The sequence below is a fragment of the Kribbella sp. NPDC020701 genome, from assembly GCF_055562215.1.
Genome location: NZ_JBVHFT010000033.1, coordinates 26,742 through 47,729, shown reverse-complemented (window position 1 = coordinate 47,729; position 20,988 = coordinate 26,742). Strand labels below are relative to the sequence as shown.

The following is a 20,988-nucleotide window of genomic DNA, read 5'->3' as shown; positions in this document are numbered from 1 at the left end:
GTTTTTTTTATGTTTTGCCCTTCTTTTTCCTCCCCTTTCTTCTGTCCCCCCCCCCCCCCCAAGCCAAGGGACGCGCCCAGAACGTAGCGAAGCGGAGTGGCGGGCAGGCGTCCCGCCCTGTGGTGGCGGCGCGCTTCCGGGCCCTGGAGGGGCCCGTCTTGAAGACGTAGAGAAACTTGTCAGGTGTCGGTGCCCCACGCATTGAGCACTGCGGCCACCCGAGTTGTCAGACCGCGCAGATCTTCGCTGAGCTGCAGGAAGGAGCTCCCTGGGACCAGAGCTTCGACAAGGCCGGCCATGGGTAGCTGCAGGTCAAGGCCAGGCCACGTGGGGTCCACGCCGTAGTGCACGGAGACATTACGGAGGGAGCGACACGTTTCGCGCACAGTCCGCGCATCCGGATCCGCCAGGACCTGATCCAGACAAGCCAGGCTCGACCTGCTCATGGCGTCGCTAAACTGCTCTCGAATCTTCGAAATCGCAGAGAGCACATGCGATAACGTAACGAGCCTAATCCGAAGCAGTGCACCTTCGTGCCCCGCTTCAGTGTGAGCGAGAACGTTTAGCACTGAGTTCAAACTACATTGCATGGTCACAAGCGCAAGCTTCAGACCGAGCGAGAAACTCGGATCGAACTTCGATTCAAGAAATGGTTCCGTTTTGACGTCCCGGGTTCGGAACCCCTTTAGATCATCAATTGGTGGGATCGAGTTCGGTCGATCACCTCTGAAGGCATCTGCGAGTGAGCCAACGATCTGCCCCATGTTGAAGCTTGCGCCGTAGAAGAATTGTCGCTGCAGTTCTTCGTCCTCCAGTGCGCTCAGAGGCATTGCAGTCTGGTAGGCGACAACGTGATTCGTCATCGTGAGGGAGTCATCCACGAAGAATTGGCCCATGTCAGACTCGAATCGCTGGAGCCATTTCCAACGCACGTTTCCTGTGAATGCATCTCGCTGCGCAACCGCGTTTTCGGACTCAAACCATGCTACGACGCCGTCGAGGCCCCGCGGCTTGTCATCGAACAGCTTTACGCTATGCCTGGCCGACTCGATGTACTCACCGAACTCCAGATTCATCTCGTGTGCAAGTTCTGGAAAGAGCCTTCCAAGATGCTTCACAGCCTCGTGGACTATTCGTGACGCATGAGGATATAGACAGAAGGCACCCAGAGACACTTGCCCATCCGGAAGTTCCGATAAGGTGCGCACCGCATCCTCTGCCCAGATCGTATCCTCGGCTATTAGTCGCAACTCAACAGTGCGATGCAGGCTGAGGGGCTCAATGGATTGGCTATGAGCGGCATCGGGAGGTGACTCATGCGCTTCGCCGGGTATCTCCATGTCTGACCTACCTACTGCCGCGGAGCATGGCATCAGCGAGAACCTGCATGTCATCAACGACTGCGTCGGCACCAGCTGCGACGAGGTCGTCCGACTTTCCAGGTTTGTTGGCGTAGCCGAGACTGCAGGCACCGGCTGCGATCGCCGCCTTCACATCGCTCACCTGGTCTCCGATCAGGACGGTTTGCGCCGGATGGAGGCCGAGGACCCTAACCGCCTGCTCGAGCAGGAACGGACTTGGCTTCATCCGTTCGACGTGGACTGGATCTCGGGCTTCGACGTGTTGGATCTGCGACGTGAGACCAACGTTGTCGAGGTAGGCGAGTACAGAGGCCTCACAGTTGTTGCTGACGATCGCCACGGGACGATTAGAGGAGCTACAGGCGGCCAGGAATGCTGCAGCGCCTGGGGTGGCTGTAGCGCTCTCCACGGCCTTTATTTCAGCACCTTGGAGGGCTTCCTCGACTTGTCGCCAGAGGCGGTCACCGAAGGGTGCCGACGCTGCAAGAACCTCATGCGGGCCGCTGGCCTCGATGATCCTCTGAGGCAGGTGACCCAACACGTCTTGGATGAGCGCCCTGAGTTCTTCTGCGATCTGTGTCGCCGGGTAGCCCGCGAACACCGAGCACACTGGACCGTCGAAGTCCAGGAGTACGGCTTGGGTACGGCGGAAGACAGAGGCAGGGGATTCGCCGGTCACGGCGTGTGGGTCCGACTGATGGTGCCCCAGACGCTTTCGAACCAGCTGCGCGCCTGGTCGACGTACTGCGAGCCTGTAGCCCGATCGTTGTCGGTCACTGAGTGGTGGAAGAGCACGGTGTCCTTCCCTACTGCGTCGAAGATGGGCATCTCTTTCCCATCGATCGCGACTTCCCGCTCAACCACGGGATAGAAGCCGAAGAAGACCTCCTCATCGTTGAGGAGATACAGCTTGAACATCATCGGGAGCGTGACGACGCGGCACTCGACACTGGTTTTGGGCACCAGTCCGATCGTGCCGAGCTCCTCGATGGCCTCGATGATTTGGCCGGCCGATCGATGTGCGATCTGGTGGGCTCGATTCCGCACAGCCGGATCGTCCCCCGGCTTGCTACCCGCCCTCGACGGCACCGCCAGGGGCTGGGACATGTCCGGCAGAAGCAGCCGGATGCTGATCGACTCCGGCGTCAGTCGTCCTCGCCTGATGCGGTCCAGAGGCTCTTCTAGCGCTCCGAGAAGCGTCTCCCCTGTCAGGCCTGCGAAGTCCACAGTTACCCGCGACCGCTCGAAGGCACGCTCGATCGTCGGCCTGAGGCCGACAGCCTGGTCGGCTCGGTCACGGACATACACACCGCTGCCAGCCCGAGAAACGATGAGTCCCTCGTCGCGTAGCAGCCGAAGCGCCTGCTGGATGGTCATCCGAGCAACGCCGTACTGCGTCGCCAGATCGTTCTGAGACGGCAGCTTCTCCCCCGCGTTGTACCGATGAGTAAGAATCGCCGCACGCAGGGTATTCGCGACCTGCTTGTACGGCGGACGCGGGTCGTTGGGATCTAGCTCCATGTCTTCGATGCTACCGCCTGGCTAGGCAGCCTAGGAAAGATCCGTCCAGATGCTTGACCTGACTAGCCAGGATAGGTAGCTTTGCGTTTACAGGAAGCTGGCTAGTCAGCCTAGCTCGATTTAGAGGCATCTCTGAGATGCCGTCTGACGCCTGAAAGGGGCATCCCTCATGAAGTTGAACATCGACACCACGGGCAAGACGTTCACGGTCACCAAGGGTGTGGAGGAGAAGAAGGACCAGAACGGCCGGCAGAAGGCTGACCGGAACACCAACGAGCTGCTCTGGCAGGTCCAGGTGATGGCGCTCGACGAGACGGGCGGCGAGGTGATCAACGTGACTCTGGCGGGCAATGCCATGCCGAAGGTCAACGTTGGCGCTGTTGTCGCGCCGGTCGAGCTGGAGGCCATGCCGTGGGCCACCAACGGGCGGAACGGTGTCGCGTACAAGGCCAAGAGCCTCAACGCCGCGTCGGGTTCTGCGAAGTAGTTCTCCACTCGTCCCCGTGATTCGTGCACTGCTCAGCTAGGGGGTAGTCATGTCGCAATCGATGGAAGATCGAACCGTCACAGCGAATCAGGCACGGGCCGAGTATGTGGCCAAGTGCAACGAAATCATCGAGATCGAGACGGTACTCACGTACCTCGAAACCGCCCTCGTGCGCGGCCTGCAGGTCGCCGAACCGGTCGTCTCAGACCATCACGAGGTGCTCGCCGTGTACGCGTCTGACGCGTTCTGGCAGCTGCTGGATCTGTACCGCGAGGCCGAGAACCGGCGTCGTGATCTGTACGCCGCACGCGACTACGCGCTGCTGGTGTGGAAGTCGGCTTCGGCTGAAGCCACCGCGGCTGACACGTACGTGTCAACGCCGATTAACAACCGCTAAACCCAGCTAGAAACCCAAGAACGGCCCTCGAAAGGGCCGCTCCCTGGAACACGGACACGGGGTCGGACCCGGCCTAGACAACCAACCCGGCCTCGTGTCTTTCCATCTCACCACCCCACTGGGAGGGGCGAGCTATGCCCAAATCTACCCGCAAGCGCTCGGCTGGTCGAGCACGCAGCACCTCACGCGGCGCGGTCGAAACCATCACCCGTCCGAACCAGAGCTGGCCGGTCAAGCTCCTGCTGACCATCTGGCGTTGGCGCTGGGAACTCGTCCTGCTCGCGGCCACCATCTACGTCGTCCGTCGTCACGGAACGGACATCGTCGACTTCTTCGACAACCAACTCCCGATCTGGCTCACCGTGGCGCTGACCGTGCTGGTCGGCTGGTGGCTGATCGTCGACAACCCGATCCGGCGCTTCCTGCGCAACCGGTTCTGGTGCGTCGCTACCCGGCACCGCGTCCGGGCCTGCCTGACCGAGATGCGGACCCTGAACTACTCGGGGAACCTGCCGTTCATCCTCGGCTGCTTCGCCACCAAGACCGGACAGGTCGTGTGGCTGTGGATGCGTCCCGGTCTGTCGATCGAAGACCTCGACAACAAGGCCGAAACCTTGGCCTCGGCGTGCTGGGCACGCAAAGCCACCATCGCCCGGCACAAGAGCAACGCCGCGATCGTGCGGATCGACATCGACCGCCGCGACCCCCTGGCGAAGAAGACCATCGACTCGCCACTGCTCGAAGACACCAGCGGCATGCCCGAAGCGGCAGTCGCTGATGACGCTGTCCTCTCGTTCCTCACGCCCGACAGCGTCCCCGACGAGTCCACCACGAACGAAAGGCCGGCCAAACCCGGCAGTGGTGAGACGCGTTCTCGCACATCCAAGACCAAGACCACCGCTGCCGTGAACGACAGCCAGACGGTGATCTTGGGCGCCAACGGAGAAGACGTGTCCGACTATGTCTAGCTTCAAACCGAAATCGGTGTTCCCCCGGCGCAAGCCGGGGGCCACCCCGGTACCCAAGGGTGCGCTCTCGATCTACGACCCCATCTACCTGGGCGTCGACACACGCGGCAAAGCCGTCTACGTGACGCTCATGTACCGCAACATCCTCGTCGGTGGCGAACCCGGCTCCGGCAAGTCCGTAGCCCAAGGAAACATCGTCGCCCACGCCGCACTGTGCACCGACGTGGATCTCATCCTCATCGACGGCAAGATCGTCGAACTCCTCCCGTACGCACCTGTCGCGAAGGAGTTCGTCGGCAACGACATGACCAAGGCCCTCCGGGTCCTGCGCGAACTCCAGAAGGATCTGGACGAACGCTATCTGCACCTGGCCCGCACGGGCCGCAAGAAGATCGTCGCTGGCGACGGCTTCCGCGCCAAACTCCTCGCGATCGACGAGCTGGCGTACTTCACCGTCACCGTTGGCACCAAGGAACAACAAGAAGAGTTCCGCGTGCTGGTGCGCGACATCGTCGCCCGTGGCCGTGCTGCGGGGATCATCGTCGAAGCCGCAACACAGCGTCCCAGCGCCGACATCGTCCCGACCTCACTGCGAGACCTGTTCGGGTACCGGCTCGCGTTCCGCTGCGCCACCGACTCCAGCAGCGACATCATCCTCGGCACCGGCTGGGCCTCCCAAGGTCACACCGCCGTGGACATCGAACCCGAAGCCCTCGGCGTCGGACTGCTCCGCGCCGAAGGCGGATTCCCGCGCCGCATCAAGGGCGGATTCCTGAGCGACGACCACCACCGACGAATCGTCCGCCGCGCTGTACACCTCCGGAGGGCCGCATGATCACCGTCAAACCCATCCCCGCCGACGCCTTCATGAGCGTCCGCGACAACGACAGCAACTCGACCAACACCCCAGGCTGGCTCCACAACTGCGGAGCCTTCGTCCACTCATCCAGTCAACCGCACCGCTGCGGCGTTTGCTGGTCAGCAGGCCACAACCGCTGGGCGCACAACGGCAACTGGCAACGCGCCTACGTCATCCGAGACACCCACGAGGTGGCGTGATGAGCCTCTACTACGACGCCAACGGCGGCGAACGCGAAGACCGCATCATCGTCGGCTACGACTTCACCGACAACTCCGTTGCCGGCATCAACCTGGCCTGCAACGGCGAAACCCCTTTGGTCTGCATCGATCTGGGCGGAACACCGATCGAGATCGAACTCATCACCGGCTCCGTCATCGCACTGAGCCAACTCATCGACGCCTGCTACGAGGCACGCGCCCTCCTCGAAGAACACCTCGTGGACCACGCCACCAAGACCGACACCTGGACTCAAGACCAGGTCTACATCCCCACCGACTGGACCGCAGAGAACGGAGACCAGCCATGAGCATGTACGAAACCAACGACGGTCGCTACCCGACCGACAGCCACGTCTGGACACCGTTCCCGCTGCCCGACAGCGACCTCTACTGGGACCTGGACTGGCCCTGGCTCCGCGGAACCGTCCTCGGCCAAACCGGCCCCGACGAATGGCACATCGTCATCGACGCACCCGAAGTCATGGAACACGGCGACGGCTACGACTGGTGGCCGAACTGCTTCCGCAAACCCAACGAACTCCAGCCTGTCATCACGCAGACCGGCACACGGAACAAGGCGGTGGATCAGTCATGAGCTCGGTCCGTAAGCCGTCCCCGGCAAAGCTGGCAGGCCGCTACCGGCGACTCGACCAAGCCATGTACGCCGTGTTCAGCGACGTCCTCGACTACTGCGAAGACATCCGCGTCGAAGCCGAACAACGACTCGGCACCACCGACGAAAACGTCGTCATCGATGACCCCGAGTACGGCAAGGCACTCGACGTGTTCGGCGAGGTCTTCGACATCAAGACCCGCATCCAGAACTTCCGCACGACATGGATCGGAGACAACTGATGCACACGGCAACCACCACCGCTGCCGCTCCGGTCATCGTGCCAACTCCGCAACCGGCAAGGCCGGCCACCACGACCAAGCTCACCGGCCTCACCCCGCACAACATCACTGCCCTCACAGGCATCGATGGATGGACGGTCACCAAGACCACCGCCACCTACGCAGGCAGCCCAACAGGAGCCCTGAACGCCGTACAGCAGCAGATGGACCACGTCCGGGCCACCGAAGGCGGCAGAGCCACCGGCTACGCCTCACTCATCGCGGTCCGCAACAAGCTGAAGGAACTCAGCACAGGCGGCAGTCACCCGGCCGTCACCGTCACCATCAAACGAGCCAAGAAGGCCGCGCCAGCGACGACCTCCAAAACCCGCACCGGATCACCGAAGGCGCGACTGACACGTAAGCGTCAAGACGAATACACCACCGCAGAACTCGTCTCCGCACTCGAAGCTGCCTGGGCGGCGATCCGCACCAACCACAAGGAAGTTCCCGCCGTCGTGATCATCGTCGGCTCCGGCACCGCCAGCAAACAAGCCAAGTACGGGCACTTCGCCGCAGGTCGCTGGCAGCACGGCGAACAAGCACTCGCCGAAGTCCTCATCTCCGGCGAAGGACTCAAACGACCCGTCGAAGAGGTCTTCACCACCCTCCTCCACGAAGCCGCACACGCCCTGGCCAACGTCCGCGAGATCAAAGACACCAGCCGTCAAGGCCGCTGGCACAACCAGAAGTTCGCAGCACTCGCCTCCGAGCTCGGCCTCGACACCACCAAAGACCCCCGCATCGGCTGGTCACCCTGCACCCTCCGCCAGGAGACAGCCACCACTTACAAGAGCGTCCTCATCGAACTGAAGAAGGCACTCATCGCCTACCGCCACCCCGAAATGGTGGCCGGCGCATCCACGAAGAACAGCAACAACGCCATCGCCTGCGCATGCCAATGCCCACGGCGTATCCGCGTCGCCAAACAGGTTCTCGAAGAAGGAGACATCACCTGCGGCGTCTGCGAAGCCACCTTCGTACCCGACGAGTAACCCAGCCACCGAACTCTTTCGTTGCTGGCTCCCGTCTCCGGAATCCACGGGGTCCCGGAGACGAGGGCGAACACCGAGCCCTCAGTAGACCACCGAGAACATCGAAGGAAGGAAATCGCGATGACCATCAGCCACACCACCGAACCCAACGCGTACGCCGAAGTCACCGCCTACCACGCCGTTGCCGACAGCACCTTCCTGTGCGACTGGGTCGCCAACGACCACCTCGATGGACATGACTGGTGCCCCGCCGTTCTCGAACCCGGCGACGACTACACCGTCATCGCCGTCGACGGACACATCGAAGCGCGCTACTGCCCCGGCTGCGGCTACCAACTCTTCGGCATCTCCACCCTCGACACCGCCCGAACCACGGTGCCACTCGGCCCGAGCCCAACCGCTGCCTGACACGTAACCGTCAACGCCCATTGCCCGTCGCGCCGAGCCGGAGAGGAGGAACCACCGTGAAGCCCACCAGCACCGCCACGACCACGACCACGACCACGATCGAACCACCGAGCGGCTCCCAAGACCCGCTCCTGACTGTGCAGACCCGCAGGCCACGCGTCGATCCCGGCAAGCGCTCCAACCCCGCCTCAGGTCTCGAGCAAGCCGTCGCCAGGGCCGCCTCAACCGCGGACTACGCGCAGTACACCGCATGGCTGGAGCACACCACGTCGGCAGGCGGATGCCTCCGCCCCATCCAGCTGCGCGGCGAAGCCCATGTCGTGTCCGAACGTACCGGCAGGGTCATCTCGACCCGGCACACCGACGCGATGCCCGATCGGGTTATCTACAAGGCTTGCGGCAACCGCCGCGCTGCCGTCTGCCCGTCCTGCGCAGAGACCTACCGGGGCGACACCTACCAACTCGTGCTGGCCGGCCTCCAGGGTGGCAAAGGCATCCCCGCCACCGTCGCACAGCATCCGTCCGCGTTTGTCACCTTCACCGCGCCTACGTTCGGCCCCGTCCACGGCACCCGCTCCCTCCGCACCCGTGACGGCCAGATCCGCAACCGACCCTGCCGACCCCGCCGCAACCCCGACTACTGCCCCCACGGCATCGATCTACGCTGCCACCAAACCCACCACGACGGCGAGAAGATCCTCGGCACACCCCTGTGCCTGGACTGCTACGACCACGACCACCAAGTCGTGTGGAACGCCCTCTCAGGCGAGCTGTGGCGACGGACCATGGACCGCGCAAAAGATCTCCTCCGCACTGAAGCTAAGAAGCACGGCTGCTCGGTCAAGCTCTCCTACGGCAAGGTCGCCGAACTCCAGGCACGCGGCGTCGCACACTTCCACGCCCTCATGCGCCTCGACGGCGTCAACCCCCTGGACCCCACCCTCATCGAGCCGCCTGCCTGTGCCGCGACCTTCACCATGCTCGCCGACGCTGTACGTCGAGCCGCCGCAACCACCCGGTTCCGGTCCCTGCCGCACCCTGACCGGCCCGAAGGCTGGCTCATCGAATGGGGTACCCAACTCGACCTGCGGCATGTCCGCCTCGCCGTTGACGGCGCGATCACCGACACCGCCGTCGCTGGGTACCTCGCTAAGTACGCGACCAAGGGCGCAGAAGCCACCGGCCACTCATCCGCACGGCTAACCAACGCCACCGTGATGCGATACGCCACCGTGCGGACACACGCCGGCCGATTGGTCGATGCCTGCTGGCGACTCGGACGCCCTGGCGCCGACCTCGACGAAACCGAAGCAGCCAAGAACTCCGGACGCCTGTCCTACCGGCGACTTCAACGGTGGGCACACATGCTCGGCTTCGGCGGCCACTTCTCCACCAAATCCCGCCAGTACTCCACCACCCTCAAAGCCCTCCGCGAGGCTCGGGCGAACTGGCGACGCGACCACCACCGCACCGCAGACCACACCGACGACGTTGAGACAACCCTCATCGTCGGCAACTTCACCTACGCAGGCACCGGCTGGAAGACCATCGGCGACGCACTCCTCGCCAACACCGCCGCCGCCAAAGCCCGCGAGCACCGACGCCTCGTCAAGGAACTACTTGCTGAAAGCAACAACGACTGACACGTAACTGTCAAGGAAGGGAGGTTCGGATGACACCACAGGAAGGCGACGCTCTGTCTGAGTCGATGCGGCTTCTTGCTGACGCGATCGCCCAGTTGGAAGTCAAGTCGGCACTCGGCATAGACGAGCTGCTTACCGTCGATGACCTGGCTGTCGTCCTGAAGATCCCGGCGCGAACGATCAAGGATCAGCTCGCTGCCGGATTGTTGCCTCATCACCGTTTCGGGAAGCACTACCGATTCGATGCCGAGGACGTGCAAGAGATCCTGCGCATGACCGCGAAGAGGCCAATCAATGGGCCGACGCGCTCGCGGTCGGCGCGAGTCGCATAGGAGATGTGTAATGGCATTCGCAGAGAGACGAGGCAAGGGATGGCGTGGCCGCTATCGCCGCCCGGACGGCACCTACGGCTCAACATCGGGATTCAGCACCAAGCGGGCTGCGCTCCAAGCCGCAGGCGACGAAGAGTCCCGCATACGTCACAACACATGGATCGATCCACGAGTAGCGGAGATGCGGTTCGAAGACTTCGCCAACCAGTGGCACGCTGCCGTCACCGGCAGGCTGAGCGACAACACCCGAGTCAAGTACCGGAGATACCTCGATAGGCAACTGATTCCCAAGTGGGGCGACTGGCCGATGATCGGCATCTTCAACAGCCACTTCGACATCGAGACCTGGGTGACTCAGCTCCACAACGACTATGAAGAGTCCTCGGTTGCGTCGTACTTCGGATGCTTCTCCACGATCATGAACGCGGCAGTGAAAGCTAGGGTGATTCCCGCGAACCCCTGCTCGGGTATCCGCGTGACTGGCGGGGACTGGGAGTCGGAGAAGTACGTTGCCACACCGCTGCAAGTCCTGCGGGCAAGTATGCGGCTATACGAGAACGAGCTTGGGTTGAGTGGCTTGGTGCTCGGTCTCCTCGATGCATACACCGGAGGGCGCTGGGGCGAATTGGCCGGCCAAACCCTCGTTGAGTACGACCAGGTCAGTAAGGCGATTGCGGTTTTTCAACCACTCAAGGAAGTCGACGGTCGGCTGCTCAAGGGTGGAACCGACGTGACCGAACGAGCCGCGCTCGACCTTGCGCACGGTACGCGTCGTCCCCGGCGTACGCGGCGGAACGCTCGCACGAAGTCACCAGCGGGTGAGCGCTGGGTCCCACTACCTCCGAGCATCGCATCGATCTACGAACTGCTCCTCGCGACCCGACCGAGTGGGAGTTCGCTCGTGTTCACCTCGCTGCAGGGCAAGCCCTGGTACCGCTCCAACTTCCGCCAGCGCTTCTGGCGGCCCGCGTGGGACGGCGTCGATCCGAGTAACCCGACATCGGAGCGCCACATGCCTGCGATCCTTTCGGGCTTCCGCTTCCACGAGGGGCGACACACGCACGCCACCTGGCTCACCGAGGACGGCATCGAGGAGGTCGCTCGCCGTGCGCGGCTTGGTCACAAGATGAAGGGCATGGGTCGGGTCTACGACCACGTGAGGACCGAGATGGAGCGACGGATCTCGGAGGCTCTAGAGGACCGCTGGATCACGTCCGTACTCGCGCTGGACGCCGACGAGCGGGAGAAGCTGCTCACGTGGGTGCCCGTGATCAAGGACACCATCGAGAAGGCCCAGCTGGAGGCTGAGACCCTGGCGGCCAAGTTGGTGGGAGGCGAGCGGTTCTCCCAAATCTCTCCCACTGGGGCCTCAAACGAAAACAGGCCAGGGGGCGAAAGTGCCTCCTGACCTGCTAACTCTTGCGGTGGAGCTTAGGGGATTCGAACCCCTGACCTCTTCCATGCCATGGAAGCGCGCTACCAACTGCGCCAAAGCCCCGCGGTGTCTTGCGACTCCGGAAGTTTAGCGGATGAGTGCCTTCGAAGAAAAATCGGGTGGGGCTGCTCCGCGACAGCCGCTGGATGACGCTGAACCACGGTCTCGTGGCGCCCGACTTCGTCCTCCAGGCGCCGAGCCCGCTCCATCCTCCTCGCCCGGCGCACCGCCGCACATCCGCCAGTCAAAGCAGTCCGGAGAGCCGGACGGGGCGATCTGGGGAAGCCGCGCCAAGCGGGTTGCGCCCTGACCCGCCAGCGTTCGCCCCTGCCGCGACCACGTTGCACCACGCCGAACACAGCACTCCGGATGGCGCTCTGCGGCAGGCGCCGAAGGCGGCCCGAAAGACTGCCGCGAAGCGGTGTCCATTGGCACACACCACGCTCCCCCGCGCCGAACACAGCACACCGGATAGCGGTCTGCGGAGCCGCCGAAGGGCCCAAGGAACAGCCGCCGCGGAGCGGTGTCTCTTGGGCCGCTCCCTACCTTTTACGGGTCATCGTTGGGGGTCGTCGCTCATTACTGGTTCGGGGAGGGAGCCGGCGTTCCATTCTTCGATGCGCCAGCGGTGGTTGCGGCTGGGCAGCAGCGAGACCCAGTTGCAGTTGGAGAGGCCGCCGAAGGCGGGCCAGTGGGCTTGGGGGATGCCGAGGAACAGGCAGATGCCGACGCGAGCCGCGAGGCCGTGGGTGGCGATCACGATGGTGTCCTCGGGGGCGCCCAGGTCGGCGATCCGCTCCAGAGCGGCCGCGAACCGGGCGGCGACCTCTTCGATGGTCTCGCCGGCCTCGCCGCGGCGTTGGGGTTCGCCGGAGCGGATGCGGGCGGCTGCTTCGGGGTGGATGGTGGCGAGCTCGGCCATGGTCATGCCGGCCCAGTTGTCGACGTCGATCTCGCGGAGGGCTTCGTCGTACTCGATCTTGAGGTCGGTCAGCACCGAGAGCTCACCCGCGGTTGCGACAGCGCGCTGCAGGTCGCTGGCGAACAGGCGGGTCGGGGCGAGGGCGGCCAGGCGCGCGGCGGCGGCGCGTGCCTGGGCGATGCCGACCTCGTCGAGGGGGATGTCGGCTTGGCCCTGGATCTTGTCCTGCAGGTTCCACTCGGTCCGGCCGTGCCGCCAGACGATCAGCCGCCCCGCTGTCATTCAGCCGAAGGGATCGGGGACGGCAGCGGGATCACCGGGCAGTCACGCCACAGGCGCTCGAGGGAGTAGAAGCTGCGCTCCTCGTCGTGCTGGACGTGGATGACGATCTCGAGGTAGTCGAGCAGCACCCAGCGGCCTTCCCGGGCGCCTTCGCGGCGGACCGGCTTGGCGTCGAAGTCGACGCGGAGCTTCTCCTCGACGGCGTCGACGATGGCGCGGACCTGGCGGTCGTTGGAGGCGGACGCGACCAGGAAGGCGTCGGTGATGGCGAGTTGCTCGGACACGTCGAAGGCGAGGACGTTCTCGGCCTTCTTGTCGTGGGCCGCTTCGGCGGCCGCGGTGAGCAGCTCGATGGCGCGTTCGCTGGCTGGCATGTGGTTCCTAACGGTTGGTGTAGAGCTCACGCTTGGCGATGTACTGGACGATGCCGTCGGGCACGAGGTACCAGGTCGGGTTGCCCTTGGCGACCCGGGCCCGGCACTCGGTCGACGAGATCGCCAGCGCCGGCACCTCGAGCAGGGTGATCCGGTCCATCGGCAGCTGGTCCAGCGGCAACTCGAGGCCCTCGGTCCCGGGCCGGGTACAGCCGACGAACTGGGCCAGTTTGAACATCTCGTCCACGTCGCGCCAGGTGAGGATCTGGGCGAGCGCGTCGGCGCCCGTGATGAAGAACAGCTCGGCGTCCGGATACAACTTGGACAGGTCGCGCAGGGTGTCGATCGTGTACGTCGGACCCGGCCGGTCGATGTCCACCCGGCTGACCGAGAACCGCGGGTTCGACGCGGTCGCGATCACGGTCATCAGATACCGATCCTCGGCCGCGGAAACCTTCCGGTCGGACTTCTGCCACGGCTGGCCGGTCGGGACGAAGATCACCTCGTCCAGATCGAAGTACGACTGCACCTCGCTGGCGGCGACCAAGTGGCCATGATGGATCGGGTCGAACGTGCCACCCATCACGCCTACGCGCCGGACCCGCTCGACAGAAGCCATATCAGCCAGTATTCAGCCGCTCAGCTGTGCGGCCGGCCCTTGCCCATGATGACGGTGACGAGCAGCAGCAGGACGAGCACGAACAGCGCGAACCCGCCGTACCACCACGGCGAGATGTGCGAAGCCTCGGTACCGGCTTCTTCGAAGGCCGCCACCTGCGGCACGAGGAGCGAGAACATGATGCAGAGCCTATCTCCTAGCCACCGACACAACAGCGACCGGTGGCCCGGGCGGGCCTACCGGTCGCGGACAGATCGGTCAGCTGTGGCGGATGTGACGGGTCAGCAGCCGGCGCCAGGCAGACGGTACGGCGTGGGCACGCCGGGACTGCGCGGCGATCCGGTGCAGCTCGTCGATGTGGGCACGGGCAACTTCGGGGGTGATCATGATTCCTTCACTGGGTTGGTACGACGGGTCCGGGGCGGGCTACCCCGACACCTCACATTGTATGGTTTGCAGTACGCTCTTACAAACGAATTAAAGGCTCACAAGATTCCCAGCCTTCGAATCTGTGGTGAACGGGAGGATTCATGGACGCGATCGATCGGCAGCTGATCGAGGCACTCCGGCTGAACGGCCGCTCCAGCTGGGCCGAGCTGGGCCGGGTAGTCGGGCTGTCCGGCCCGAGCGTCCAGGAACGGGTCCGACGGCTGGAGGAGCGCGGCGTGCTGCTCGGGTACCGCGCCGTGGTCGCGCCGGCGCAGGTCGGGCTCGGCACCAGCGCGCTGATCGGCCTGTTCCAGCGCGACGACGTGGAGACCGACGACATTGTCGAGCAGGTCCGGGAGATCGTCGCGGTCGAGGACTGCTGGTTCGTCGCCGGCGACCAGGAGCTCGTGGTCAAGGTCCGCGTCGCCGACGTCACCCAACTCGAGGCGGTCGTCGGCTCCCTCCGCCGGGTCAACGGCGTGGTCAGGACCCGGACGACGGTCGTACTGTCGACTCGCTGGGAAGGCCGGCCCGCACCCCTTCCGGAGTGAGCACGAGTACGGCGGCCGCCGCAAGAGCCAGCGTGGCCGCCACCGGGAAGAGCAACCCGGGCGTGTGCTCGTAGGCGACTCCACCGAGCGCCGGGGCCAGGAACATGCCGCTGATCGACGCGGCGGCGTACAGGCTGGAGTAGCGGCCGACCATGCCAGAGGGGGCAGCGTCGGCGACGTGAGCGGTCGCGGTCGGTTTGTAGAGCATCTCCCCCGCCGTGATCACGACGATCGCGACCGTCGCACCGGCGAGCGCCGGCCAGACCCCCAGGGCAGCCAGTCCCACTCCGACCAGAGCGAACCCGACAGCGATCACCCGCAGCCCCGAGTGCCCACGCAGCCGTACGGCGAGCGGCGCCTCACAGCACACGATGACCACGGAGCTCAACCCGATCAGTACGCCGTACGCGACCGCGGGCGAACCGTGGTCCCGCAGCACCAACGGCATCGTCGCGAACACCTGCCGATACACAGTGTCGACGACCACGATCGTCGCCAGCAGCACCAGAACCGATCGATCCCGGCGCAAGACCCGCCAGAGCCCGGCAGCAGAGACCGACGAGGCGCGCCGCGCACTCGGCACCCGGCGCCAGATGATCGCGGCCAGCACCAAGCTGCTCACCGCATCGACGACAAACACCAGTGAGAAGTTGTACGTCGCCAGCAGTCCACCCAGCGGTGGTCCGATGGTGAAACCCGCGTTGCTCGCCGTCCGCGACAACGCGATTCCTTCCCGCCGGCGCTCGGCCGGAAGTGCGGTCGCGACCAGCGCACTCAAGTTCGGCCGGCTCGCGCCGCCGAAGAGCCCGGCCAGTACGGCGACCCCGGCGAGCGACCAGTTCGGCACGAGCGGCATCGCCACGCAACTCACGGCCCAGGCGAGCTGACTGACCACAGCCGCCGTGCGCAGACCGAAGCGGTCGCCGAACCAGCCGCCACCAAGATTGCCGCCGAGCAGTCCGACGCCGTACGCCGCAGCCGCGAAGCCGGCCTCCTGGGCCGACATCCCGCGGTCCTCGACCAGGTAGAGCGTGAGGTAGATCCACGCCAGCGCGCCGGCCGAGCTGACCAACTGGCCGACCATCACCGCCTTGAGCCAGGCCGGTAGTTCCGCGATGCGGCGCCAGTACATGACGTCCCCCAGGTAGAGTGAGTTCCTAAGAGGAACTTACTCACGGCATTAGCGTGGTGGCAACCGGATTGGGGTCGACGTGCGGCGGAGCAGCTTCTCGCCCGAGCCGGACTGTGCGATCGCCCAGTCCCTCGGTGTCATCGGCGACGGCTGGGAACTGCTGATCGTGCGTGACCTGGCCCGCGGCCTGGATCGCTTCGACCAACTCGCCGACTCGCTGCACATCTCCCGCAAGGTGCTGACCGAGCGACTCACCGGCCTGCTCGACAGCGGGATCGTCGAGCGCTCGGCGTACCAGGACCACCCGACCCGCTACGCCTACCGCCTCACCCCACGCGGCCGCGCACTGCTTCCGGTGCTGGTCGCGCTCCAGGACTGGGGCGACCGCTGGCTGCTCGGCGACGGCTCACTCACCGGTACGAACGACGCCGACGAGCCACCCGCGCACCGGATCCACGACCTGGTCGGACGGTCCGTCCCGCAGATCACCCTGCCATCCATCGCAGGTACGGCGCAGGACGTTGTCGACCCGAATTCCCGCGCGACGGTCCTGTTCGGGTACCCGGCGACCGGGCGACCGACCCCGCTGCCGGACGGCTGGAGCGAGATCGCCGGCGCCAGCGGCTGCACGCTGGAGAACCGCCTCTTCGCCGCGCGGTACGACGATTTCGCCGCCAAGGGAGTCGCGGTCCGCGGAGTCAGTACGCAACGGACCGACGAACAGCAGGCGTTCGCCAAGGCCGAGGAGATCCCGCATACCCTGTTGTCCGACCTCGAGCTGGAGCTCACCGCGGCGCTCCGGCTGCCGACGTTCCGCGCCGGCGGGTACGAGCGGCTCAAACGCGTCGTACTCGTGATCGGCGACGACCGCATCGTCAAAGCCGTGCGATACCCGGTCACGGACATCGCGGACACGGTCGACTGGGCCCTCAGGACTGCTTGAAGAACGCCTTGAGCTCGTCGGCGACTCGGCCGACTGCCTTGGCGCTGCCGCCCGGATTGGTCCCACCCGGGTCGCTCGACGCACCATGGTCGAGGCCGTCGAACTCGACCCGCCGGCAGTGCGGAAGCGCCTTCTCCAGCGTGTCCCGCCACGGCTTCAACGCCGCCAGGCCCTTGCTGCCACCCATGAGCAGGACTTCCGCCGAGACAGCGCGGTACGCCTCGAAAGTCCCGGCGAGTTCGGCGATCAACGCGCCCTCGTGGTGAATCGTCGGCGCGAGCGTGCGCATCGTGACGGCACCAGGGGCGGCCTGCCGCTCGTCCTTGACCAGCATCTTCTCGGTCATCCGCGTCATCAGCCGCCGCGGGATCACTTTCAGGAACGCCGGCGCCAACTGCAATCCATACATGCTGGTCACCATCGCCCCAGCAAGGTTGCCCTCGGCAACCTCACGGTCGAAGCGGGCCAGCCATTCCCGATGCGGCGTCGGATTGTCGACAATCGCAGGCTCATACAATCCGACTTTCTTCAGGCCAGGCAGCGTCCGCGCCGCCTCCAGCACGACCGCGCCACCCGCACTCACCCCGAAAGCGAACTCGGCGCCCGCCGACGTCAGCACGGCCTCGAGATCCTCGACCTCGGTACGCACGGTGTGGTCCGGGCGATGCGGACCGGACAGACCGCGGCCGCGGCGATCCGGGAGGTAGACGGTGAAGTCGCCGGCCAACGCCTCCGCGAGCAGCGTGTGGCTGCGCGCCGACTCCATGCTCCCGTGCAGTACGACGATCGCCGGTCCCTGCCCGGTCTTCCAGTAGCCGATGGTGGTGCCGTCGCGGGACTCGACCGCACCCTCGGTCAGTTCTGCTGTTCTCATGATCCGATAGTCACACATCCTCTAGTTGCATTGCAACTAGTATCTATGATCCCGTAAGCTGACGACGTGACCTTCCGACGCTCACCGCTCGCGCTCGCGATCCTCGGCCTGCTGGAGAACGGGCCGCTGCATCCGTACGGGATCCAGCGGCTGATCAAGCAGTGGGGCAAGGACCAGGTGGTCAACGTCGGCCAGCGGACCAGCCTGTACCGGATGATCGTCCGGCTGGAGGAGGCCGGGCTGATCACCGCCGGCGCCACCGAGCGGGACGAGCGCTACCCGGAGCGGACGGTGTACCACCTGACCGAGGACGGGCGGGCGGTCTGCCGGGAGTGGCTGGCGGAGATCCTGACCACGCCGCGCAACGAGTTCCCCGAGTTCCCGGCGGGGCTGTCGTTCGTGATGCTGGTGACGCCGGAGACGGCCGCGGAGCTGCTGGCCGAGCGCCGCGATCACCTCACCAAACGCATCGCGGAGCTGGACGCCGAGCTGACGCTGGAGGTCGAAGGCGCGCCGATCCCCCGGTTCGCGCTGCTCGAAACGGAGTACCAGCGGGCGGTCACGGTGGCCGAGGCGGAATGGATCGACGGGATTGTCGACGATCTGACAACCGGATCGTTGACCTGGAAACCCGGCCCGGTATGACGGTCGGGGCGGGCGCGGGCGTGGCCGGCGACGGTCGGACCGCGCCGGCGTTCGACGGTCGGACCGCGCCGGCGTTCGACGGTCGGACCGGGCCAGCGACCGACGGTCGGACCGGGCCGGTGACCGAGGTGTGGTGGGCTCGGATCGATCAGGCGCGGGACAAGTTCGCGGATGATCTCGACGAGGTCGAGCGCGGACGGCTGGCGGCGTACCTGCGGGATGAGGACAAGGCGCGGTTCCTGCTCGGGTGCACGATCGTACGGCGGTTGCTGGCGGCACGGTTTTCGTTGCCTGCACCAAAGGTCCGGTTGGATCGGACCTGCCCCGACTGTGGGAAGCCGCACGGCAAGGTCCGCGCGGACGGCGTCGAGCTGTCCGTCACGCATTCCGGCGAACTGGTCGGTGTCGCGATCGGCGACCACCCGGTCGGACTCGACGTGGAGAAGATCGACCCGGGGATGGATGTCGACGGGGTGGCGAGGATGGCGCTGGCTCCGTCTGAAGTGCAGGAGTTGCAGCGGTACGACGGGATCGAGAGGGTTCGCGCGTTCACGACGTACTGGACGCGCAAGGAGGCGGTCGTGAAGGCCACCGGCGACGGGCTGAGGACGGATCTGCGCAGAGTCGCAGTCCCCGACGGAATTCAACTGCAGGAGCTGGCCGTCGGTCCCGACCATCGCGCGGCGCTCGCGGTGGTGTGTGCCGAACCGCCCGTCGTCAACGTCAGGGACGCGAGTCAGCTCCTGATCTGACCCTCGCCGGTGACGACGTACTTGGTGGACGTCATCTCGGGCAGGCCCATCGGCCCACGGGCGTGGAGTTTCTGGGTGGAGATGCCGATCTCCGCACCGAAGCCGAACTCGCCGCCGTCGGTGAAGCGCGTACTCGCGTTGACCACGACCGCGGCCGAGTCCACGGCCTGCACGAACCGGCGGGCGGAGGCCTGCGACCGGGTGATGATCGCGTCGGTGTGGCCCGAGCTGTACCGGCGGATGTGCTGCACGGCAGCCTCCAACGACTCCACGACCGCCGCGGACAGGTCCAGCGAGTTGTACTCCGCGCCGAAGTCCTCATCCGTCGCCGCGACAACATCCTTGCCCGCAGCAACTACCACCGGATCACCGTGCACGGTCACCCCGGCGTCGGCCAACGCCGGCAGGGCGGCGGCCAGGAATTCGTCGGCCACTGACGCATGCACCAGCAGGGATTCGGCCGCGTTGCAGACACTCGGGCGCTGCGTCTTGGAGTTCAGCAGGATCGCCAGAGCGAGCTCCAGATCCGCCTCGGAGTCCACGTACACGTGGCAGTTGCCGACACCGGTCTCGATCACCGGCACGGTCGACTCGGTGACCACAGTCTGGATCAGCCCGGCGCCACCGCGCGGAATCAGTACGTCGACCAGCCCGCGGGCCTGCATGAGCTCCTTCACCGCGGCGCGATCCGTCGGCACGCCCTGGATCACGTCAGCCGGCAGACCAGCCTCGGCGACGGCGTCCCGCAGTACGGCGATGATCGCCTCGTTGGACGCGGCGGCAGAAGACGAGCCGCGGAGCAGGACCGCGTTGCCGGACTTGAGGCAGATGCCGGCCGCATCGGCCGTCACGTTCGGGCGGGCCTCGTAAATGATGCCGATCACGCCGAACGGGACGCGGACCTGGCGGAGCTCCAGACCGTTCGGCAACGTGTACCCACGGACGACCTCGCCGACCGGATCAGTCAGCCCGGCCAACTGCTCCAGGCCGGCGGCCATCCCGTCCACGCGAGCCGGGTCCAGCGCCAGGCGGTCCACCGTCGACTCCGGCGTACCGGCTTCACGAGCCGCCGCGACGTCCTTCGCGTTCGCCGCGACGATCGTGTCGGTGTGCGCCCGCAACGCCGCCGCCAACGCGTGCAGCGCCGCATCCTTGGTCGCCCGCGAGGCCTCCGCCAACGCGTACGACGCCTCCCGCGCCCGCCTCGCCAACTCGATGATCTCGCTCACGCCAACATCCTAGGTCCCTCCCCGTCCGTCCCCCTCAGCCGTCTCACTCGGGGCGACCGCCACCCCGGTTCGGTCACGCCGATCGCGTCGCCGGCGGCTCTTGAGGAGCGCGCGGATGGTCAGGATCGCGGCCATTCCGAGCAGTTGGAAGCCGAGGATCACCTTCGTGGCGTCGACGGCCGGGGTCCAGGTGACCTTGCCGTCGCGAAGGACATACACGCCGGCCGGCTTGGCGATCAGGCCGAACCCGCCGCCGGAACCGTCCATGTCCTGCCCACCCGTCTGCTGACCGGTACCACCGCCTCCCCCGCCACCGCCACTGATGCGGGCCACCGGCAGTATGGTCACACCGTCCTTGCTGACGGGATTGCCGAAAACCATCCCGGCTTTGACGTTGTCGACCACCCCCTGCAGGATTTCGAGGACATCCGTCCGGGTTGACTTGGCCATGTCGCCCACCTCTCGATCTCCGACCGGCGCAACGGTCGCCGGCTGCTTCAGCGATGCAGGAACTTCAGTAGGTCGTAGACGACGAAGGCCGGCCAGACGAGTGCCTGGAGGATGCCGACGACGACTCCCCAGAAGCTGTCGGCTTGCTGGATGTAGTACACAAGGGCGCCGATCAGGCCGAGTCCGTAGACCGCGTCCCCGCCACCGGCGCCCCGGTTGCCTTTTCCGCTCATACCACCGAGCTTGGGGAACATCGGCCCGGCGG

The 20,988-nt window shown here is 65.6% G+C and carries 30 protein-coding genes and 1 tRNA gene; 17 read left to right on the top strand and 14 right to left on the bottom strand.

The window, feature by feature from the left end; translation table 11 throughout:
- Positions 1-179: 179 nt before the first annotated feature.
- From ACZ3HV_RS42730 to ACZ3HV_RS42720, 3 genes are read right to left on the bottom strand one after another with little or no spacing between them, the layout of a single operon-like run.
- Positions 180-1,340, bottom strand: a complete 1,161-nt coding sequence (locus ACZ3HV_RS42730; protein WP_465693498.1) for a hypothetical protein — start codon at positions 1,338-1,340, stop codon at positions 180-182.
- A gap of 7 nt (positions 1,341-1,347) precedes the next feature.
- Positions 1,348-2,040 carry an HAD family hydrolase gene (locus tag ACZ3HV_RS42725; RefSeq protein ID WP_465693497.1) on the bottom strand — a complete coding sequence of 231 codons (693 nt, stop codon included), beginning with the start codon at positions 2,038-2,040 and terminating at the stop codon, positions 1,348-1,350.
- Positions 2,037-2,882, bottom strand: a complete 846-nt coding sequence (locus tag ACZ3HV_RS42720; RefSeq protein ID WP_465693495.1) for a GntR family transcriptional regulator — start codon at positions 2,880-2,882, stop codon at positions 2,037-2,039. The genes ACZ3HV_RS42725 and ACZ3HV_RS42720 overlap by 4 nt, the downstream gene beginning before the upstream one ends.
- 169 nt (positions 2,883-3,051) lie before the next feature.
- Here ACZ3HV_RS42720 and ACZ3HV_RS42715 point away from each other — a divergent pair, with 169 nt between their 5' ends.
- The 13 genes from ACZ3HV_RS42715 (at position 3,052) to ACZ3HV_RS42655 (ending at position 11,494) form a co-directional block, all read left to right on the top strand.
- Positions 3,052-3,369: a hypothetical protein gene (locus ACZ3HV_RS42715; RefSeq protein WP_465693493.1), complete on the top strand. Its 318-nt coding sequence runs from the start codon at positions 3,052-3,054 to the stop codon at positions 3,367-3,369.
- A 61-nt stretch (positions 3,370-3,430) separates the two neighbouring features.
- The gene (locus ACZ3HV_RS42710; protein ID WP_465693492.1) at positions 3,431-3,766 is read left to right on the top strand and encodes a hypothetical protein; all 336 of its coding nucleotides are present in this window, start codon (positions 3,431-3,433) and stop codon (positions 3,764-3,766) included.
- A gap of 134 nt (positions 3,767-3,900) precedes the next feature.
- Positions 3,901-4,734: a hypothetical protein gene (locus ACZ3HV_RS42705; protein WP_465693491.1), complete on the top strand. Its 834-nt coding sequence runs from the start codon at positions 3,901-3,903 to the stop codon at positions 4,732-4,734.
- A complete protein-coding gene (locus ACZ3HV_RS42700) occupies positions 4,727-5,569 on the top strand; it encodes an FtsK/SpoIIIE domain-containing protein (RefSeq protein WP_465693489.1) in 843 nt (280 codons plus the stop codon). The genes ACZ3HV_RS42705 and ACZ3HV_RS42700 overlap by 8 nt, the downstream gene beginning before the upstream one ends.
- Positions 5,566-5,793, top strand: coding sequence for a hypothetical protein (locus tag ACZ3HV_RS42695; RefSeq protein ID WP_465693488.1), 228 nt, complete (start codon positions 5,566-5,568; stop codon positions 5,791-5,793). Before ACZ3HV_RS42700 ends, ACZ3HV_RS42695 begins: the two co-directional genes overlap by 4 nt.
- Positions 5,793-6,122 (top strand): hypothetical protein, encoded by a 330-nt coding sequence (locus tag ACZ3HV_RS42690; protein ID WP_465693487.1) that lies wholly within the window; start codon positions 5,793-5,795, stop codon positions 6,120-6,122. Before ACZ3HV_RS42695 ends, ACZ3HV_RS42690 begins: the two co-directional genes overlap by 1 nt.
- Positions 6,119-6,409, top strand: coding sequence for a hypothetical protein (locus tag ACZ3HV_RS42685; RefSeq protein ID WP_465693485.1), 291 nt, complete (start codon positions 6,119-6,121; stop codon positions 6,407-6,409). The genes ACZ3HV_RS42690 and ACZ3HV_RS42685 overlap by 4 nt, the downstream gene beginning before the upstream one ends.
- Positions 6,406-6,669 carry a hypothetical protein gene (locus tag ACZ3HV_RS42680; protein WP_465693484.1) on the top strand — a complete coding sequence of 88 codons (264 nt, stop codon included), beginning with the start codon at positions 6,406-6,408 and terminating at the stop codon, positions 6,667-6,669. Before ACZ3HV_RS42685 ends, ACZ3HV_RS42680 begins: the two co-directional genes overlap by 4 nt.
- Positions 6,669-7,703 (top strand): hypothetical protein, encoded by a 1,035-nt coding sequence (locus ACZ3HV_RS42675; protein WP_465693482.1) that lies wholly within the window; start codon positions 6,669-6,671, stop codon positions 7,701-7,703. The genes ACZ3HV_RS42680 and ACZ3HV_RS42675 overlap by 1 nt, the downstream gene beginning before the upstream one ends.
- 120 nt (positions 7,704-7,823) lie before the next feature.
- Positions 7,824-8,111: a hypothetical protein gene (locus ACZ3HV_RS42670; RefSeq protein ID WP_465693480.1), complete on the top strand. Its 288-nt coding sequence runs from the start codon at positions 7,824-7,826 to the stop codon at positions 8,109-8,111.
- Between the two features lie 56 nt (positions 8,112-8,167).
- The gene (locus ACZ3HV_RS42665; RefSeq protein WP_465693478.1) at positions 8,168-9,754 is read left to right on the top strand and encodes a replication initiator; all 1,587 of its coding nucleotides are present in this window, start codon (positions 8,168-8,170) and stop codon (positions 9,752-9,754) included.
- A gap of 29 nt (positions 9,755-9,783) precedes the next feature.
- Positions 9,784-10,086: a helix-turn-helix domain-containing protein gene (locus tag ACZ3HV_RS42660; RefSeq protein ID WP_465693476.1), complete on the top strand. Its 303-nt coding sequence runs from the start codon at positions 9,784-9,786 to the stop codon at positions 10,084-10,086.
- A 181-nt stretch (positions 10,087-10,267) separates the two neighbouring features.
- Positions 10,268-11,494 carry a tyrosine-type recombinase/integrase gene (locus tag ACZ3HV_RS42655; RefSeq protein ID WP_465693474.1) on the top strand — a complete coding sequence of 409 codons (1,227 nt, stop codon included), beginning with the start codon at positions 10,268-10,270 and terminating at the stop codon, positions 11,492-11,494.
- 17 nt (positions 11,495-11,511) lie between these two features.
- Here ACZ3HV_RS42655 and ACZ3HV_RS42650 read toward each other — a convergent pair.
- The 6 genes from ACZ3HV_RS42650 to ACZ3HV_RS42625 form a co-directional block, all read right to left on the bottom strand.
- Positions 11,512-11,584, bottom strand: a tRNA-Ala gene (locus ACZ3HV_RS42650).
- Between the two features lie 493 nt (positions 11,585-12,077).
- Positions 12,078-12,725 (bottom strand): histidine phosphatase family protein, encoded by a 648-nt coding sequence (locus ACZ3HV_RS42645; protein WP_465693473.1) that lies wholly within the window; start codon positions 12,723-12,725, stop codon positions 12,078-12,080.
- Positions 12,722-13,099: a ribosome silencing factor gene (gene rsfS, locus ACZ3HV_RS42640; RefSeq protein ID WP_360377414.1), complete on the bottom strand. Its 378-nt coding sequence runs from the start codon at positions 13,097-13,099 to the stop codon at positions 12,722-12,724. The genes ACZ3HV_RS42645 and rsfS overlap by 4 nt, the downstream gene beginning before the upstream one ends.
- A gap of 7 nt (positions 13,100-13,106) precedes the next feature.
- A complete protein-coding gene (gene nadD / locus ACZ3HV_RS42635; RefSeq protein ID WP_465693471.1) occupies positions 13,107-13,718 on the bottom strand; it encodes a nicotinate-nucleotide adenylyltransferase in 612 nt (203 codons plus the stop codon).
- Between the two features lie 20 nt (positions 13,719-13,738).
- On the bottom strand, positions 13,739-13,897 hold the full coding sequence (locus tag ACZ3HV_RS42630; RefSeq protein WP_360377409.1) for a hypothetical protein: 159 nt from the start codon (positions 13,895-13,897) through the stop codon (positions 13,739-13,741).
- A gap of 79 nt (positions 13,898-13,976) precedes the next feature.
- Positions 13,977-14,105 (bottom strand): hypothetical protein, encoded by a 129-nt coding sequence (locus tag ACZ3HV_RS42625; protein WP_360377407.1) that lies wholly within the window; start codon positions 14,103-14,105, stop codon positions 13,977-13,979.
- Positions 14,106-14,248: 143 nt separating this feature from the next.
- Between ACZ3HV_RS42625 and ACZ3HV_RS42620 the strand changes: the two genes are divergently transcribed.
- Positions 14,249-14,698 carry an Lrp/AsnC family transcriptional regulator gene (locus tag ACZ3HV_RS42620; protein ID WP_360377404.1) on the top strand — a complete coding sequence of 150 codons (450 nt, stop codon included), beginning with the start codon at positions 14,249-14,251 and terminating at the stop codon, positions 14,696-14,698.
- Here ACZ3HV_RS42620 and ACZ3HV_RS42615 read toward each other — a convergent pair.
- Positions 14,631-15,830, bottom strand: a complete 1,200-nt coding sequence (locus ACZ3HV_RS42615; RefSeq protein ID WP_465693470.1) for an MFS transporter — start codon at positions 15,828-15,830, stop codon at positions 14,631-14,633. The two genes, ACZ3HV_RS42620 and ACZ3HV_RS42615, sit on opposite strands and share 68 nt — an antisense overlap.
- Before the next feature lie 79 nt (positions 15,831-15,909).
- Here ACZ3HV_RS42615 and ACZ3HV_RS42610 point away from each other — a divergent pair, with 79 nt between their 5' ends.
- Complete coding sequence (locus ACZ3HV_RS42610; RefSeq protein WP_465693468.1) at positions 15,910-16,773, top strand: winged helix-turn-helix transcriptional regulator; 864 nt, start codon at positions 15,910-15,912, stop codon at positions 16,771-16,773.
- Here the strand turns inward: ACZ3HV_RS42610 and ACZ3HV_RS42605 are convergent.
- Positions 16,760-17,647 carry an alpha/beta hydrolase gene (locus tag ACZ3HV_RS42605; RefSeq protein WP_465693466.1) on the bottom strand — a complete coding sequence of 296 codons (888 nt, stop codon included), beginning with the start codon at positions 17,645-17,647 and terminating at the stop codon, positions 16,760-16,762. The genes ACZ3HV_RS42610 and ACZ3HV_RS42605 overlap by 14 nt on opposite strands.
- 66 nt (positions 17,648-17,713) lie before the next feature.
- Here ACZ3HV_RS42605 and ACZ3HV_RS42600 point away from each other — a divergent pair, with 66 nt between their 5' ends.
- Both ACZ3HV_RS42600 and ACZ3HV_RS42595 read left to right on the top strand, forming a co-directional pair.
- The gene (locus ACZ3HV_RS42600) at positions 17,714-18,292 is read left to right on the top strand and encodes a PadR family transcriptional regulator (protein ID WP_465693465.1); all 579 of its coding nucleotides are present in this window, start codon (positions 17,714-17,716) and stop codon (positions 18,290-18,292) included.
- The gene (locus ACZ3HV_RS42595; RefSeq protein WP_465693463.1) at positions 18,289-19,044 is read left to right on the top strand and encodes a 4'-phosphopantetheinyl transferase family protein; all 756 of its coding nucleotides are present in this window, start codon (positions 18,289-18,291) and stop codon (positions 19,042-19,044) included. The genes ACZ3HV_RS42600 and ACZ3HV_RS42595 overlap by 4 nt, the downstream gene beginning before the upstream one ends.
- Here ACZ3HV_RS42595 and ACZ3HV_RS42590 read toward each other — a convergent pair.
- The 3 genes from ACZ3HV_RS42590 to ACZ3HV_RS42580 are packed head-to-tail and all read right to left on the bottom strand — an operon-like array spanning position 19,029 to position 20,956.
- A complete protein-coding gene (locus tag ACZ3HV_RS42590; protein ID WP_465693462.1) occupies positions 19,029-20,273 on the bottom strand; it encodes a glutamate-5-semialdehyde dehydrogenase in 1,245 nt (414 codons plus the stop codon). The two genes, ACZ3HV_RS42595 and ACZ3HV_RS42590, sit on opposite strands and share 16 nt — an antisense overlap.
- Before the next feature lie 9 nt (positions 20,274-20,282).
- A complete protein-coding gene (locus tag ACZ3HV_RS42585; protein WP_465693461.1) occupies positions 20,283-20,723 on the bottom strand; it encodes a spore germination protein GerW family protein in 441 nt (146 codons plus the stop codon).
- A 47-nt stretch (positions 20,724-20,770) separates the two neighbouring features.
- Positions 20,771-20,956 (bottom strand): hypothetical protein, encoded by a 186-nt coding sequence (locus tag ACZ3HV_RS42580; protein WP_360377384.1) that lies wholly within the window; start codon positions 20,954-20,956, stop codon positions 20,771-20,773.
- Positions 20,957-20,988 lie beyond the last annotated feature (32 nt).